Genomic DNA, 14895 nt, shown 5'->3' with positions numbered 1-14895 from the left:
CATACGTTTTCACTAATAAGTGTCGCGGTCTCGTGGAGAGATTATATCTTTTCACCCTCTATGCTCTGCCCCTGACTACACTTCGTATAGCCTTCGGTTCAAGTCAGGAATCTCACCCTTCTTGCTTCATACCGCGATTTTAATTCGGCACAATTTATCATCTACCGAAAAGTTTTACACCAATCTCATTTCGCTTTGTTTCATTTTCAACTTCATTTAAAGCTTTAGCAATACTTGTCATAGCGGTTGAGCCTTCTTTACCGCCTTTTGCTACAGATTGTCCCCATTTTTGTAATTGATCGGCTGAAATTTTCGTACCTTCAAGGGATTCCTTCATTGATTTATCGACTTCTTTACCAAACTCGGCCGCTTTAATCCGCCCTTCTTTCAGTCCATCTAATAGGTTATCGATATTCCAAGTGCCTGTATCAACACCAGCTGCCATAATAGCTTGTACTTCTTCAGCCGTATAGCCTGCTCGTGTTAACTGTTGTCCATATTCGGCAATTATGTCTAATTGTTCTGGTGGGAATCCCATTTTCAAAAGAGAATTTGTTAATGCTAGAGCACTTTCATTAGTTATCCCTAATTCATTCCCGATTTCATTCGATTCTTGAATTAACTCAGTAAAATCAATACCAGCATAAGCTGTAGTAATGGCTGCTGCACCTTTTACAATTGACGTATTAGCTGTATCGCTTACGGTTTTATTTAAAGCCCATTGCCTACGCGTTCCTTCAAGAGCTTCCTCCACATCTACACCATACGCTTCGATTCCTCGAACAGCTTGTTCAACTGACTTCTTAGATGATGCCGGGACTTCAAAAGTTACATCAATTTTCGTTTTTAATTTCGAAGTATCAAGTGCTTTTTCAATTACACCTGAGATACCACCAGCCGCCATTGCTCCGCCTAACATATTTTCTAAACCGATATCTAATTCTTTGAAGCTTTTCCCAGCTCTTTCAGCTTCTCGTGAAAGGTCTCTCAAATCATTTCGAACTTGTTGTATTGAATTACCATCATCAACAGAACGAAGCGCACGTTGTAACTTTTCAATATCAGCTTCTGCTCCCAATGCTTCACGACCAATAAGACCAATCGCTTGATCTAACTGTCTACTGGTAGCCGTACCACTTTTAATTGCATTCACAAGACGATTTCCTAACGCTCCTGCAAAATCATCAACACTTTTCCCTGTAGCTCTAAATAATGTTTCTAATTGCCTTGTTGAACTCGCTACGTTGTCTTGTTCAGCTTTCATATTTCCAAGCTTGTTTTTTAGACCATTAAGCGACCCTTCTGTAAATTCAATTTCACGCCTAAACGCACGATATTGTTCTTCGGAAATTTTTCCATTTTGAAACTGGGCTTGTACCTGTTGTTCTGCTGCCTTCAATTTATCTAGCTTTTGGGTTGTATTTTCAATTGCTTGCGTAAGTAATTGTTGTTTTTGCGCCAATGCTTCAACATTACCTGGATTAAATTTCAAAAGTCGTTCAACATCTTTTAGCTCTTTTGTTAAATCATTACTTCGTTTATTTACATCTTTTAACGCATTTTGTAACGGTTGAGTGTTACCATTAATTTCAATCGTAATCCCTTTAATTCTTCCTGCCATTTTCTCACCTCTCTTCTTTAGAAACTATTAAAGTCTGCTTGTGTTGCTTTACGTGTTTTTTCTTGTGGGGGTTTCTGCATTTCTAAATATTCATCGATATAATCAAGGCACATCCCAATCGTCATATCTTCTAGATCAGCCTTTGTAAGTTTGCATTTATAACACAAAACAAGGAACGTCTCAGTGGTGAATACATCCCCCTGATTCGCTCCTTGTTGACTATTATTGCTATCTACAACTTTTTTTTAGATTGAATTGTGGAAGCTATCATATCTTGAATATCTTCTAAGATTTCGATGATTGGAAATTCATCAAATGAATCTAACCATACCATCGGTTCTGGTATCTTTGGATCAGCTGTTTTCGCCATAGTCCAAACAAGATTATAAAACACTTCGAAATCCACACTATCTAACTTACTTGGATCTAGATTTTCCATATCGATTTTCCCAAGTGGTGCTAACTTGAGAAGTTGTGCAAAATAATCCTTTCCAAATTGCGCTTTAAATCGGACTGGTGTCCCTCCTGTACTTTTCAAACGAATATCTTGACCATCTACTGTAATTGTCTTTTCCATTTACTATTACGCTCCTTTTGGTGCTGCTGGTTTTTTAACGTATACTTCTTTGTACCAATTATCATAAATTGCTTGAGTTGTTTTAGATGTTGTTTTTGTTTTAACCATTGGTCTTCCACCAGGAGCTAAAACGATTGGACTAGAAACAAACTTCAGTTCATTTGTATTTGGTTCGGCTGAATTTGTTTTTGTTTTAGATGCAATTGTTGGACGACTCGCTGCACAGTTATACATAACATGTCGAGTAGCATTTACATCGCCATCGAATTCAAATAGTAATGCAAATGGTTTCCCTTTAGCATCAGCTAATTCATTTAATACACCATCTGTCTCATCTAATTGTTCGCCTAACGCATCAATAGCAAATTGCTCTGGAATAGTGGCAATATTTAATGTTCCATCGTAACCTTGGTTATTACTTGCTGCGTAATAAAGCATGTCATCTGCATAGAATTCAATTAAATCACCACGCGGCTCAAATGTTAGTTCAACCCCACCAGGCAATGGAATCGGTGTCGCAAACTTTACTAAAAAATCTTGAGTATCAAATGGGACATAATGTACATTCTTTAAACCAAACGTAACTTTATTTTCTTTAAGCATTTATATCAACCTCATTTCATATATTTTCTGATACATATTTTCAGATTCAATAATTCCTTCAATCGGTGAGTCATAAGGAATCTCATGATCGTCTAGAACTTTTTCAAGTTTGGCTTCTGCAACTAAGTTTTTTTTAGTTGTGTAAAGCTCAATATTTAAATCATTTATTTTGTGATAAACCTTGTTATCTGCCATTAGGTTTGCTGATCCATCCACAAGGAAACAAATATAAGGTGGCGCTGGGACTGGCTTCGTTGGTGTTGCTGTGAAATGCGAATAAGCCACAGGATAACCTGTAGCTTCAAGAATTTTTGTTAATTCACCTAATGTCATTGTTGAACCGCCCTTTCAATACGTCTTGGCAATTCATCAATTACATATTCTTCAACTGGACGGATATGCACCTGTGCCGGAACACGCCCACCGCCAACTTTCGCATGTCCTTTTTCTAACAGGTGTGTTAATTGTCCTTGAGTATTATGGATAACAACACCATTGCCTTCTTTTTTCTTACGCCAACCTTTACGATATGCACCTGTTTTTTTAGGACTTTTCTGCTTTAATTTTTCTACGGCAACATCAGAAACTTCTTCTTGCGCTGTTAACAATTCTTCTTCCACAACATTCGCATATCTTTGTAATTCTCTAGCAAGTTCACTCGCAAAATCGTTCATATTAAACATGCTCCTTTGCGATAATAGTCAATGTTTGATACATTTCATCATCATTCATTGGCGGTTCGATAATGTCAAAGATACGATCCTTCATTTTAATTCGCATTAATTCTGTAATTCCTGTTGTATAAGGAATTACAAACCGATAAATTCGTGTAGACTGTGAAGCCGAAGCTTCAATGTACTCTGAACCTTTTACCGTTTTTATCATTGCCCATGCTTTTTTTACTTCTTGCCAATTACCTGTTTCAACATCTTGATTCAGTTCATCTTTTATTACTTCAGGTTGTTCAATGATAATTCGATTTCTACAATCACCTGTATTCAATGGCTTTTTGTACTGAAAAGGACGCATATTAATCACCGTCCAATTTAATTTCTTCTAATGCTTTATCGATACCTAAACTATTAATCTGACTTAAAAAATTCTTGTCAAAATACTCTAATGCATCGTTATAAACATAACGAGAACGTTCAAAGACTAATTCTTTGAACTCCTCGTCTTTATTTAAATCATAATTTCCACAAATCCTAATTAATGCCTTGTTAGACGTAGAAAGAATGCGTTTTAGGTTATCATCTTCATCATCACCCAAGTGCATCCTATCTTTAAATTCTTGTAATATTTCAGTTGAAATCACTGTATCCATTCACATCATTCCTTATTTAGTTTCTGGAGTTGTAGGCGGTGTGAAAGAAATCTTTAAATCATATACAAGAGCTGCTTTATTATCTTTTGGTTTACCATTAGCAAACTGTTTAATTGTATAAAGCGTAGCATCTTCGAAAGCTAATGTTTGATCAAATTCTTTTAGCTTGTATCCACCTGCGATTGCAGCAATATATTGTCCTTTTACAAAGAATAATGCTTTACCAACAGGAACTTCCTCACACTCGACAGGTTTAATGTTATAAGGCAATGCCATTACCCATTGACCTGTTGCGGTCTGGATTGTATTACGTGCTTGTACGCCAATCGCATCAATCGGGTTCACTACCATTACAATTTTATTTAATACTTTTCTGGATTTCCCTTTAGCATCAACAGATAAAGCTTTTACTACTTCATAAAGTTCGCCTGCTACAATTTCCCCTTTATCAGACGGAGCAAATGTTAATTTGCCAGAAGATTTTTTATCAGTAACAGCGCCTGTTTCTGGATTTACATCTTTCATTAAACCAACTGGTTGATGTGCTACAGATCCTCCACCATTAATAAAACCAAATTCTAGACCAACAGAATATGTTTCTACTAAAACAGTTCGAACATAGCGTTCAATCCATTCCGGCCCAAGTTCCTTCATATCATTCGGAATTGCTGCAAATGCAGTTAATTTAAGTTGGCCAATTTTTTCTTGTTTGAAGATAGCATCAATTTGTCCACGGATTTCCCCGAATAATTCGCCCCATACATACGCCTTCGTTGCATCAGAGTAAATAAACTTCGTAACTGCTCCTAAGTCTTGCAAACCAATTTCAGCTAATAAGGGATGTTCTGTAACTAAATCTTCAAACACACGCTCTTGCGTCGTTACAGGAAGGATTGATCCATCTGTAAATCCACCTTCTTTAACAACTGCATTAAAGAATTTTGTTTCTGATGAAGTTAAAACATTTTGACCACGTTGCTGTAAAATTGAACGATCAAGCATATCGTTATTTACTTGTTCACGAACTGTATTTGCTACATCTGTTTGTAGTGCATCAAAGAAACCTTCAAACGCTGACGTTTGTTCTTGTTCTGTACTTTCCGCGTTAGTTAAAGTATCCGTCAATTTTGCTTTTGCCTTATTAAATGCTTCAGATTTATTAAATTTAATAACCATTATTTGTTTCCCCCATTTTTTATAATTTTAAAAGGAGCCCTTTAATCCCACTGTTTTTTACAGGTTTAGGATTCGGCTCCTTTGGTTGTTCTTCTATATTGTTTTGTAAATCATTCAGAATTTCATTTTTTAATCCTGATAATGCTACATTTAAATCTTCTTTTGTAATTCCTTGGCCTTTGTTCATGGTTCCATTTCTAAAGCCATCGATTACTTTCTGCGGAAGCATGGCAGCAGTAGCCGTTGAAGCTGTCATTTTAACTGGATTCTCCATAAACATGATTTCATCCGCGAAATTGTTTTCTAATGCTTGTTGCGGACCCATCCAAGTTTCTTCAGCCATCATGTTAAGTAGTTCTTCTTCTGATTTACCACTTTTAATGACATAGGCATTTACAATTGCTCGATCTGTTATTTTTAACATCTCAGCCGCCTTTTCCATGTCACGATGATCTCCACCATGCCACTTAGCAGCGTTGTGAATCATGATTTTTGCTGTTGGAGAAATTCGAACTTTATCACCTGCCATAGCAATTACAGAAGCTGCACTTGCTGCTAAACCAACAATTTGAACTTCCACATGACCAGGATAATTTTTTAATGCAGTGTAAATTTCCGAACCCTCATCTACATAACCACCAGGACTATTGATTGATACAATTAAATCCTCACTATTTGCATTATCCAGTTGTTTTGTAATCTTACCTGGGCTTGTCGCATCCATTTCAAACCAATCATAAATCCAAGCTTCATCATTCGAAATGATTGGCCCTTTAACGTCAATTTTTACCGTCATTTGTATTCTCACCTCCTTCAGATTCAGTTAGTTTCGTATAGTTTTTCGTAATATGATGTGTATTTAAGTTAGGATCATCAGAAACTTCATATCCTACTTCTAGTCGAATCTCATTCCCTGTAAATGCACTTGAAGAAATGAGTTTATCGATGCTTGTCGCAAGATCAAATATACTTTGATAAGAAACAGCTTTAACTTCAATTTTTTGCCCTGAAAGAAACTCTTCTTCTTCAAAAAATTTAACGTTTGCTTCATCAGAAAGCTTTTTTAATAAAGGTTTCACTGTAAAAAGCATATAATTTTTCGTTTGCTTCTCAACATCAGCCATTTCGCCATATATCAAAGCAGTTGGAATACCAAAAGCCATTGCTACTTGATTTAAGAAACCATTCGTTACTTTATTGATTTCCTCCACACTCTGACCAGAATTCCCTCCGCCTGATGTTTCAGCATACTTAAAACCTGGTTGTTGCGGAATAATAGCAACGTCTTTTTCTCCAATCGCTTTATACATGTTATCAATGAATTCTTGAAGCTTCGTTTGATGTTCTTTACTCTTTGCAGCAAGCATATCCATATCAACTGTTCCGCGAATTTGATTCTTACGTTTTTGAGAACTTAATATTCTACCGAATAAATCACCATAATCAGTAAACAAACCATCGATAAGAGGTGATAACTTAGCATTCCTGTATCTTAAATGAATGACTTCACTTTGTTTAAAACTTCGCTTAAACTGATAATCTTTTACGGTTACATTTGTAAAAGTATCTTCAAACACAGCATATTCATTATGTTCAAAGTCATCAGCTATAAGTAAATCACCATCATCCGCTTGTATAATCAAAGCTTCATTATCATAAATAAGTTTGTAAATGAAACTCTCCCAAAAGGTACTTGCTGTCATATTCTTATTCGGTCTGACATTTAATCGGTAGTAAAGCTCATCCTTTTCAAATTCTTCACCATTTTTCACTCTAAATTCTGACTGACTAATTGTTCTCCCTAAAAAGGATATACAGGTATCAATCGCCAGTCGCTTCATGTGTACTCTATTGGCTTTCTCAATAAACATTTCCACATCAAACATAAATCCTACTTCACTATTTCTTTTAAATACTGCATCTAGCCATCCAATGATTATCACCCCCTTTATTAGAATTTAATACCATCTAACATAAAGTCGAATTCATCCACAAGAATATTATCCGCTTGCCATAACGCATGTATAAAAGCTTGAAATCCATCTGTTTTTCGCTTAAATTCATCTTTTTTCAAGTATTCTTTGTTGCCGTCTTTTTTGATGTGGACGTAGACGTTATTGGTGTACCAACGCATTAATGGATTATCCCCAAAAATAATACGATTGTTTGCAAATAACGTTTCAACTCGTGGAGCTAAAAGTGAATGAATCGCTTTTGGATTACGAATATATAACAATATGAAACCTTCAGCTTCAAGTGCTGTTTTAACAAGATCAAGACGAAATGTATCAGCTACTATTGTGTTAAATCCGTATATCTCACGCATTTTTACAAACCAATCTACAATGTGAGAGATATTAATAACTGGTTCATCCACAATAGTTAGTAAGCCATTTTCAGCCCATTCATATATAGGTGCTTTTAATTTCACCTTGTCCAAAAATCCCTTACGTACAAATGAATGACCTTTCCATATATAATCTTCACCATGTTTAAATAGTAGACCAACCGCAGCAAAGTCTTTGATGCTGGCGAAGTCGAGTCCACCTACAGCTACTTTATGTTTTAAATCAGGAACTTCTCTAAGCGTTTCTCCATCTTCTTCAAAACCAGTACGCATGATTTCTTCCCATGAAGCTACAGACTTTGTTAAATCTGTTTCAGGGTAATTCATACGTTTTGTGATGAATTCTTCACGGTTTGAAGGATTATTTTCTAATTGTTTATATTGAGTTAATACCTTTTTAAATAATTGTTTAGCATAAGAACTTCTCGGCTCACTAAACATCGGATTCGCTTTTTCCCATACATCAGGATTATCAATTTCTTCTGGATTATCTATCTTGCAAATGAAAGGGAATAATGGATCTTCTAAATCTTTTCCCTTTAGAATGTTCATCGCTCGCTCTTTCGTTTTGTCCAGGAATCCGTCGCGGACAAAGCCATCTGTACCAATAAAAAATTCTCTAGCATTTGGCACTTTTCCAAGTCCACTAGAGAATACATTTACTACATCAAAGTTTTCATATCGATGTATTTCATCGTAAATAACACAACCGTCACGAAGTCCATCCTTAGAACCAGCATTAGATGTATGATATTGAATAATGCTTTGCGTATCGTTACTCAGTATCTCTACCTTGGTTCGATAAAACATATCTTCTAGTATTTCTTTTCCTTTAATAGCATCATAGACTTCACGAAAAGAAACTTTGGCCTGTTTCTCGTTGTTCGCCACAATTGAAACATTGTATCGATCTATTCCGTGCAGCGGACTAATAAAGAAATGGCATAATGATGAAATTAAACCGTTTTTACCACCACCACGAGCCATCATAATTAAAAATTGCTCGTAAAAAACAGAATCATCTTCTTTATAGAAAAGAAAAACGAATGCTGTTAGGAACTTTTGAAATGCTTGCAATTCAAAGTACCATTTCTCAGTGAATTTTATATAGTCCTCATGCATTTCATTATCGAAATACAAATCATCGCGTATTAAAATGTATTTCTCCAGGTACTCAATTAGCATTATGCGCTCTTTATTCAGCTTAATTTTCCCTGCGCGATACATCTCAATATATTCAGTGACATATTTATTTTGAATCATGTTAAATCTTTAACTGAGCGCACAGGTTTTGAAGGAACTTTCTTTTCTTCTGCCGATGCTTCTAATCCAAGTGCATCTAAAATCTTTATCATTCGATCATTTGTTTTATGTAAATCGTTAATAGAAGGATTGGATTTCGGACCATGCATGCCAGATACTTTTATTCCTGTTTCTTCAATATCATCAACAAGAATACACTTTAAATCCCACAACGATAAATAGTCTTGAATTAAGTCAGTATAATGATTACCTACAATCTTTTTTTCTTTTAATTGATTTGTTAGATCCTTTTCAATCCTTTTTCTCATTGTTTCACGCTTCACTCTAGCCACAATATCCCTCCCTTCTGATTTACATCGTTTTCCAATTTGATATAACGCGCGAATTTGGTTATAAATTTGAAAAATCGACCCCCTCCTCCGGTGCCCCTTAGAGCATTTTTTGATGAAATATTTTAAGGGGGGGTATTATTATCGAATCATTTTTACCACTTTTCATCGTTTTCCCATTTGTTTATCTTTTTAACAAACACTCTACCGTGTTCTTTATTATGGCAATCCACACAGACTGTTTCTAAGTTATCCATTTCTAATGCAAGCTCTGGATAATGTTCGAGTTCTTTTATATGATGGACAACGAGCTGAATCTTCTTACGCTTTGCACTCTCACTGTATTCATTGGTGTCCACACGAACACTACCATTGCGCTTACACTCTTGGCATTCATAGTTGTCACGCTTCTTTACTTGTTCTCGTATACTCTTCCACTCACCACTGTCATAGAACTTACGCTTTTGTTGTTTGGTTTTATATTCATTCATGAAGCTTACCTCTTTGTTTATAAAACAACTTAGCTATATCAAGAGCTAACAGGATAATCCAGAATGGAATTAAAAAGAAGATAACAGCAATTGATATAACAATTGTCGCTATCAACCATACAGCATCATCTATATTCTTTTGTGCAACATCACATATCGATGGATATAACCTGATTGTTGTATAAAGAAGCCCAACAATAAGATAAGCTAATAACCATAGCATTCTATCATTCTCCTTCCTCAATCCTTCCACGGAATTGAATATCAAGACATTTTTCACAATAGAAACTCCCCAAGATATGGATAGATACTTGTCTGTTATCAGCTTGTATCTGTGTTGTTTTACTATCCATCAATCGATATTTATGTTCACATTCTTTATGCTGATTGATATGTTGTTTGTACTTCTCTAACTTCCACATATCTACAAAAGCACCATTACACTTAGGACAAACAGTTACTTCTTGATATTCTTCTTTTGACGGATAATTAACTCTATCCTGATGGCCACACACTAAACATTTAGAAGTATGGTAATGGTTAGTCTCAGTACGAACCTCACACATCTGTCTCACTCCTTTAGAAAGAATATTCCAATTATATATTTACCAAATAAATACAAGTTGTTATAATAAGGTTAACATTGCCATCAGGAAAAGTGATTCGCACCCCAATGCGAGTTGCTTTTCCTTTTTTTATGGTTATTTTTCTAAGAATCCATCTACTGCTTTACCAAGCAAACTGATCATCGCTTCTCTCTTTTGCTTTGGTGTTGTATTATCTTGCATTTCATTAAAGATAGGAAGTACACTTTCTAATTTCTTTTTATCGATGCGTTCATTTACAAGATCCTGTCCTAACATTGAAATGAATGTACCAATTGCAACCGCTTGTTCTTGTTTATTTAGTTTCATTTATCTCACTTCCTTTAATCACGCGACCTTGAATTGAATCAGAAGCGTGTTCTATTATAGACTCAGCTAATACTTTCCCGTCTAATGAAACCCCAACTTTACAATCCACTCCTACCAATTTGCTATCGTTAATCTTTTTAATTACTACAGATTCTTTGACTATTTCTCGAACATGAGTTATATCAGCTTTTGTTGCCAATCCTCCTTCTAACATGGTTACTCTTTTTTTTAGTTCTTCAATCGTTTGTTGTAGTCCAGTAACTTGGATTCTTAATTCAACAATTCCAACTTTCATTTCGTTGTTTTGATTATCCATCATTCATCCTCCTCCAAAATAAAAAGCATCCGTATGGATGCTTTTTTCATCATTTTCTTATTTACTTTTTAATTACGGTATGTGAAGTTTTATTCCTCTCTCAGCTAACAACCACAACAGACACCATCGGAAAACTTATCAGGTTCTCCTAATTCTGTCTACCTAGGATGTTGTTAGCTCAAAGAAGAGCAAAAGCTCTCCCTAATAATGGTACCATTCAATCATTACCATCTGCTGGTTTCGGATTTTATGTGCCATCATTACGAAATCGTTTAAACAACATATAGTTTATAAAGGAACATTGTGAGTTGTGTTTTCCGCCACTTCTCACAATACAAATATATCACGTGAATTCCAAAACAACCGGCACATTTCCTGCCAAAAAGCGGTCACGACTCTGCCACTTATTTATTTTTCAACTACTCCCAATATTTTTTTAAACTCTTTCTCGATTTCCTCTTTTAATTTAGGAATGTCCTCTTTCATATATTTTTTCATTTTCTCCTTGCGTTCCGTTTCTTTTTCTTGATCTTCTACTGATAGATTACCTCTATAAGTGTAATACACATTTATAGGTACGTTAACATCAGCTAACTTTACATGCATCAATTCAAATAATTTACAAGTATCTTCAGAAAAATAAATTCGATTACGTTGATAATTATTATAAAACTCCAACGAATTAGTGACTAATTTCCTTTCTACTACCTTTAAACATTCGATATCGCCACTTTCCTCTGCCCACTTTAAACTTCGTATATCTTGATCTATTTCGCATAATATGTTGTACAGATTTTTTATTGTTTCTGTTCTATCCGCGTGTAATTTACTAAATACAATTTGATAGTTATCGTTTAATTTTCGTAACTCTGAATTATAATCTGCTAATTGTTCATTCAGTAATTTTTCAATCCTTTTCTTTGCATAATGAGTTACTATACTTCCTACTCCTGCACCACCTAAGAACCCTGCTAAAATATTTGACCAATCAATATCCATCTATACGTTTCTCCCTTCAACTCCACTTATATTTCATAGTACTATATATCGATTATTAGTCACACACCCACTTACCCATATCTTGTATTGTGTGTAACTGACCCCTTTACCAAATCCCTTGGTATCATTGATTTCATTTCACTTTCTCTTTTGAGTTACACAGTACGAAATTTATGAGTAACTGTATAGATTTAAAAAGAAAAAAGCAATGATTAGATTTTAAACCTAGTCATTGCTTTATCCATTGCATCTTGGTTTACACCTATATAACGTAGTGTGACTTTCTCTGACGAGTGATTGAATATCTCCATGAGTAATGCTATGTTTTTCGTTTGCATGTACATATGATACCCGTACGTCTTTCTCAACGTATGTGTTCCTATTTCATCTAATCCAAACTCTGCCGCTGCTCCACTTAATATCTTATATGCCATACTGCGACCGATTGGACGATTCCTACCTTGTCTACTTTGCAATAAATATTCATTGTCTTCTCTTTCTTCAATAAACCATTTAAGTTCTCTTTTCAATGCTGCGGTAATTTGTATTCGTTTCTGTTTCCCTGTTTTCTTTTCTCTCATAGATATATGACTGCCTTTGACATCTCCTACCTTCAATTTCAAAATGTCCGAGATTCTCAGACCTGTATTGATTCCCATAATGAAGAGAATGTAATTACGTAAGCTCTTTTCCTTAAAATAATCTTTTAACTGCTGTATTTGCTCCGGATCACGTATCGGTTGAACAAAATTCATTATTCATTACCTCCCGTTTCTTCTGTCTCGTAAACTTCTAATCCAAGTGCAAAAGCAAGCTTATAAAACGCTTTAGACTTCCAACGTCGATAAGTGCGCTCTGACATCCCTATTTCGTTATAAACCATGTAATCACATACATCCTCTTCTTCTAAATAACGTTTATAAATAATATCTCTTTGAATGCTTCCTGCACGTCCGTTCCCTAATCGATTTAGAAACTGATCAATACGCACTGACATTCTTTCCAGCCATTCTTCTCGTTTACTTTGTTGGATATTTGCTATAGCAACATCTTCTAATGGTTTTCCAACTGTATGTGTAGGCCCATGCTCACGCATTTCATAAGAAGGAGTGACTTTCATTTCTTTACGCATCATCCCAAATTGTCTATGTATACGTACGCTTTCCAACACACCTTCTAATTCTTCTTGTGTTGCTGTTCTATCAATTTTTGGTAAGAAAGATAATTGTTTAGTCATGTAAGACCACTCCTTTTTATTTTTAAATTACTTTTGTCTTAAAGCTCCACGTCTACGTTCATAACAAGGTCTATGCATCCCCATTAAATCCTCAATTTCACGAGTACTTAATTTCTCTTTTTGCTTTTTCTTATTTTTCTTTTTTCCTTTCTTGGATTGCTTTTTCCATTCACGTAGCTGATCCTTTAGCACTTTCATTTCCCCATCTCCCTTTTCAAAATAAAAAGGACACCTATTCCTCAAACAGCTTGAATCGCTGTTTTACTGAATTGGTGTCCTCTAGTTTTCTAGCCGGACGATATTATTTTTTTATTTTAAAATACCAGCTTGTACAAAAATGTTTCTCCAAGCTTTATTAACTTGATACTTCTCCACTTCTTTTGTACGACGAGCAATCGCTTTTCTAATTTTTCTTTTCTTTAAGCTAGCCATTTCTCTTAACCTCACTTTCTATTTTCGACCGTATCTACATTCGGAAACATAGATAACACTGGTACCCTATAACCGCGTAATTTAAATTCATATTTCTCTCCATTGTTAACTTTCGCTTGAACATCTGCTGAATCGAATTTCATCATAAACACACTATCTTTATTTACAATTACCTTTTCTAAACTATCATCTTGTTTTACAACAATATAAAATTTATCGTGATCGTTACTTCTCTTAGTATATTTATCGATTACTTCACCTTTAACTGTTGTTACATGCGCATAATTAATCACTTCAAAAATAATTGAAAACAATATCATTACAGCAATTGCTATAAGGCCAAACCACTCTTTACCCTTCATCTTGTAACCTCACATTCTATTCAAAGGATTATTTTGTTGAGTTTCTTTTGTATGGGACCGTAACCGTAGCACTAAACGAACTGTCAGGGTTACCCCAATCTATCCCTATTACCGTTTGTTTATGCTGTTCAATACCAGCAACAAAACCATCTACAAGTGCTTTTCCTAATTCTCTGCCTTCTCTCGCTGTCATTGGATAAATCGGTGTCCCATCATCAAGAAGCATGATTGGTTTTCTATTTTTACTATATTTACGTTCTTTATTATTTCTCCCAATTGTAAGGCGAAATATATCTTTTACTTTCCACATTTTCCTCTACCTCCCTGAATAAAATTCAATATTCCGTATATAATATAGATAGGCTGTATGCCATAACTCATTTAAATGAACCCCAATCAGCAGTTCCCTGACCTGAGCAGTTAGCTTTTGCTAGCTGCTCTTTTATCGTTTTGGATGGCCACATGCTTCTGCATAATCCCAATACCCTTTACATTCGGTTGAATTAGGTGTCATTTTAAAATCCGCTAAACTTTCTGATACGCATTCCTTTGAATTAGAACGATTAGGAAAATACATATTCCAGTAACACTCTGTGCAATTACATGTTAATTCTTGATCACCTTGCACTTGAGCCACTTTTGTAAATAACGCTTCAAATTCATCCATCATATCCGTTCCTCCTCGAATAAATTTATAAATATTGTCCATACTATAAATACACTTGAGTTCTGAACTTCCTTCTTAACGCTTTTCTGGAAAGCAGTTAGCTTATGCTAGCTGCTCTTTTATTTGTAAAAATGCACTTAATTGACTGGGCACACATATAATATTCTGAGTTCCTTTCTCTATAAAATAGTCATTATAGAACTGATCTCGTCACGAGGGCACTTTACTAAGTGCCCT

At 35.1% G+C, this 14895-nt stretch carries 24 protein-coding genes and 1 pseudogene; all 25 read right to left on the bottom strand.

Translation table 11 applies throughout. From position 1 onward, the window contains the following. Positions 1-163: 163 nt before the first annotated feature. Positions 164-1621 (bottom strand): annotated as a pseudogene (locus tag CGQ22_RS05310) (hypothetical protein); the annotation flags it as partial. A 232-nt stretch (positions 1622-1853) separates the two neighbouring features. Further along, positions 1854-2198 carry a hypothetical protein gene (locus CGQ22_RS05305; protein ID WP_000415940.1) on the bottom strand — a complete coding sequence of 115 codons (345 nt, stop codon included), beginning with the start codon at positions 2196-2198 and terminating at the stop codon, positions 1854-1856. A 6-nt stretch (positions 2199-2204) separates the two neighbouring features. Then, positions 2205-2801 (bottom strand): major tail protein, encoded by a 597-nt coding sequence (locus CGQ22_RS05300; RefSeq protein WP_089148342.1) that lies wholly within the window; start codon positions 2799-2801, stop codon positions 2205-2207. Beyond that, positions 2802-3134 (bottom strand): hypothetical protein, encoded by a 333-nt coding sequence (locus CGQ22_RS05295; RefSeq protein ID WP_000172094.1) that lies wholly within the window; start codon positions 3132-3134, stop codon positions 2802-2804. It lies immediately after the preceding gene. Further along, positions 3131-3475, bottom strand: a complete 345-nt coding sequence (locus tag CGQ22_RS05290) for an HK97 gp10 family phage protein (RefSeq protein ID WP_089148341.1) — start codon at positions 3473-3475, stop codon at positions 3131-3133. Before CGQ22_RS05290 ends, CGQ22_RS05295 begins: the two co-directional genes overlap by 4 nt. Before the next feature lies 1 nt (position 3476). Further along, on the bottom strand, positions 3477-3830 hold the full coding sequence (locus CGQ22_RS05285; RefSeq protein ID WP_089148340.1) for a phage head closure protein: 354 nt from the start codon (positions 3828-3830) through the stop codon (positions 3477-3479). A gap of 1 nt (position 3831) precedes the next feature. After that, positions 3832-4125 carry a hypothetical protein gene (locus CGQ22_RS05280; RefSeq protein ID WP_089148339.1) on the bottom strand — a complete coding sequence of 98 codons (294 nt, stop codon included), beginning with the start codon at positions 4123-4125 and terminating at the stop codon, positions 3832-3834. A gap of 12 nt (positions 4126-4137) precedes the next feature. Then, a complete protein-coding gene (locus tag CGQ22_RS05275) occupies positions 4138-5301 on the bottom strand; it encodes a phage major capsid protein (protein ID WP_000234859.1) in 1164 nt (387 codons plus the stop codon). A 19-nt stretch (positions 5302-5320) separates the two neighbouring features. Beyond that, positions 5321-6097, bottom strand: a complete 777-nt coding sequence (locus CGQ22_RS05270) for a head maturation protease, ClpP-related (RefSeq protein WP_089148338.1) — start codon at positions 6095-6097, stop codon at positions 5321-5323. After that, entirely contained in the window at positions 6081-7244 is a 1164-nt protein-coding gene (locus tag CGQ22_RS05265; RefSeq protein WP_431521024.1) for a phage portal protein, read from the bottom strand. Before CGQ22_RS05265 ends, CGQ22_RS05270 begins: the two co-directional genes overlap by 17 nt. A gap of 8 nt (positions 7245-7252) precedes the next feature. Beyond that, the gene (locus CGQ22_RS05260) at positions 7253-8911 is read right to left on the bottom strand and encodes a terminase TerL endonuclease subunit (RefSeq protein ID WP_089148337.1); all 1659 of its coding nucleotides are present in this window, start codon (positions 8909-8911) and stop codon (positions 7253-7255) included. After that, positions 8908-9243: a P27 family phage terminase small subunit gene (locus CGQ22_RS05255; protein WP_000124846.1), complete on the bottom strand. Its 336-nt coding sequence runs from the start codon at positions 9241-9243 to the stop codon at positions 8908-8910. Before CGQ22_RS05255 ends, CGQ22_RS05260 begins: the two co-directional genes overlap by 4 nt. A 152-nt stretch (positions 9244-9395) precedes the next feature. Continuing rightward, the gene (locus tag CGQ22_RS05250; protein ID WP_089148336.1) at positions 9396-9731 is read right to left on the bottom strand and encodes an HNH endonuclease; all 336 of its coding nucleotides are present in this window, start codon (positions 9729-9731) and stop codon (positions 9396-9398) included. Continuing rightward, positions 9724-9954, bottom strand: a complete 231-nt coding sequence (locus CGQ22_RS05245; protein ID WP_000964490.1) for a hypothetical protein — start codon at positions 9952-9954, stop codon at positions 9724-9726. Before CGQ22_RS05245 ends, CGQ22_RS05250 begins: the two co-directional genes overlap by 8 nt. A 4-nt stretch (positions 9955-9958) precedes the next feature. Continuing rightward, positions 9959-10297 (bottom strand): hypothetical protein, encoded by a 339-nt coding sequence (locus CGQ22_RS05240; RefSeq protein ID WP_089148335.1) that lies wholly within the window; start codon positions 10295-10297, stop codon positions 9959-9961. A 135-nt stretch (positions 10298-10432) separates the two neighbouring features. Next, positions 10433-10645, bottom strand: a complete 213-nt coding sequence (locus CGQ22_RS05235; protein ID WP_089148334.1) for a hypothetical protein — start codon at positions 10643-10645, stop codon at positions 10433-10435. Further along, a complete protein-coding gene (locus tag CGQ22_RS05230; protein ID WP_089148333.1) occupies positions 10632-10961 on the bottom strand; it encodes a hypothetical protein in 330 nt (109 codons plus the stop codon). The genes CGQ22_RS05235 and CGQ22_RS05230 overlap by 14 nt, the downstream gene beginning before the upstream one ends. A 408-nt stretch (positions 10962-11369) precedes the next feature. Next, positions 11370-11960 carry a hypothetical protein gene (locus CGQ22_RS05220; protein ID WP_089148331.1) on the bottom strand — a complete coding sequence of 197 codons (591 nt, stop codon included), beginning with the start codon at positions 11958-11960 and terminating at the stop codon, positions 11370-11372. Positions 11961-12172: 212 nt separating this feature from the next. Continuing rightward, positions 12173-12715, bottom strand: coding sequence for a site-specific integrase (locus tag CGQ22_RS05215; protein WP_001012146.1), 543 nt, complete (start codon positions 12713-12715; stop codon positions 12173-12175). Beyond that, entirely contained in the window at positions 12715-13197 is a 483-nt protein-coding gene (locus CGQ22_RS05210) for an ArpU family phage packaging/lysis transcriptional regulator (RefSeq protein WP_060851588.1), read from the bottom strand. Before CGQ22_RS05210 ends, CGQ22_RS05215 begins: the two co-directional genes overlap by 1 nt. 27 nt (positions 13198-13224) lie before the next feature. After that, entirely contained in the window at positions 13225-13395 is a 171-nt protein-coding gene (locus tag CGQ22_RS31855; RefSeq protein ID WP_078187666.1) for a hypothetical protein, read from the bottom strand. Positions 13396-13506: 111 nt separating this feature from the next. Next, a complete protein-coding gene (locus CGQ22_RS05200) occupies positions 13507-13629 on the bottom strand; it encodes a DUF3983 domain-containing protein (protein ID WP_078187667.1) in 123 nt (40 codons plus the stop codon). Positions 13630-13640: 11 nt separating this feature from the next. Further along, positions 13641-13991, bottom strand: coding sequence for a hypothetical protein (locus tag CGQ22_RS05195; RefSeq protein ID WP_089148330.1), 351 nt, complete (start codon positions 13989-13991; stop codon positions 13641-13643). A gap of 28 nt (positions 13992-14019) precedes the next feature. Then, on the bottom strand, positions 14020-14301 hold the full coding sequence (locus tag CGQ22_RS05190; RefSeq protein WP_000266071.1) for a hypothetical protein: 282 nt from the start codon (positions 14299-14301) through the stop codon (positions 14020-14022). Between the two features lie 132 nt (positions 14302-14433). Then, positions 14434-14661, bottom strand: coding sequence for a hypothetical protein (locus tag CGQ22_RS05185; RefSeq protein WP_046945205.1), 228 nt, complete (start codon positions 14659-14661; stop codon positions 14434-14436). Positions 14662-14895: the final 234 nt, after the last annotated feature.

The sequence above is a fragment of the Bacillus sp. M13(2017) genome (genome assembly GCF_002218325.1).
Lineage (GTDB): Bacteria > Bacillota > Bacilli > Bacillales > Bacillaceae_G > Bacillus_A > Bacillus_A thuringiensis_K.
This window is presented reverse-complemented; position numbering and strand designations above follow the sequence as displayed.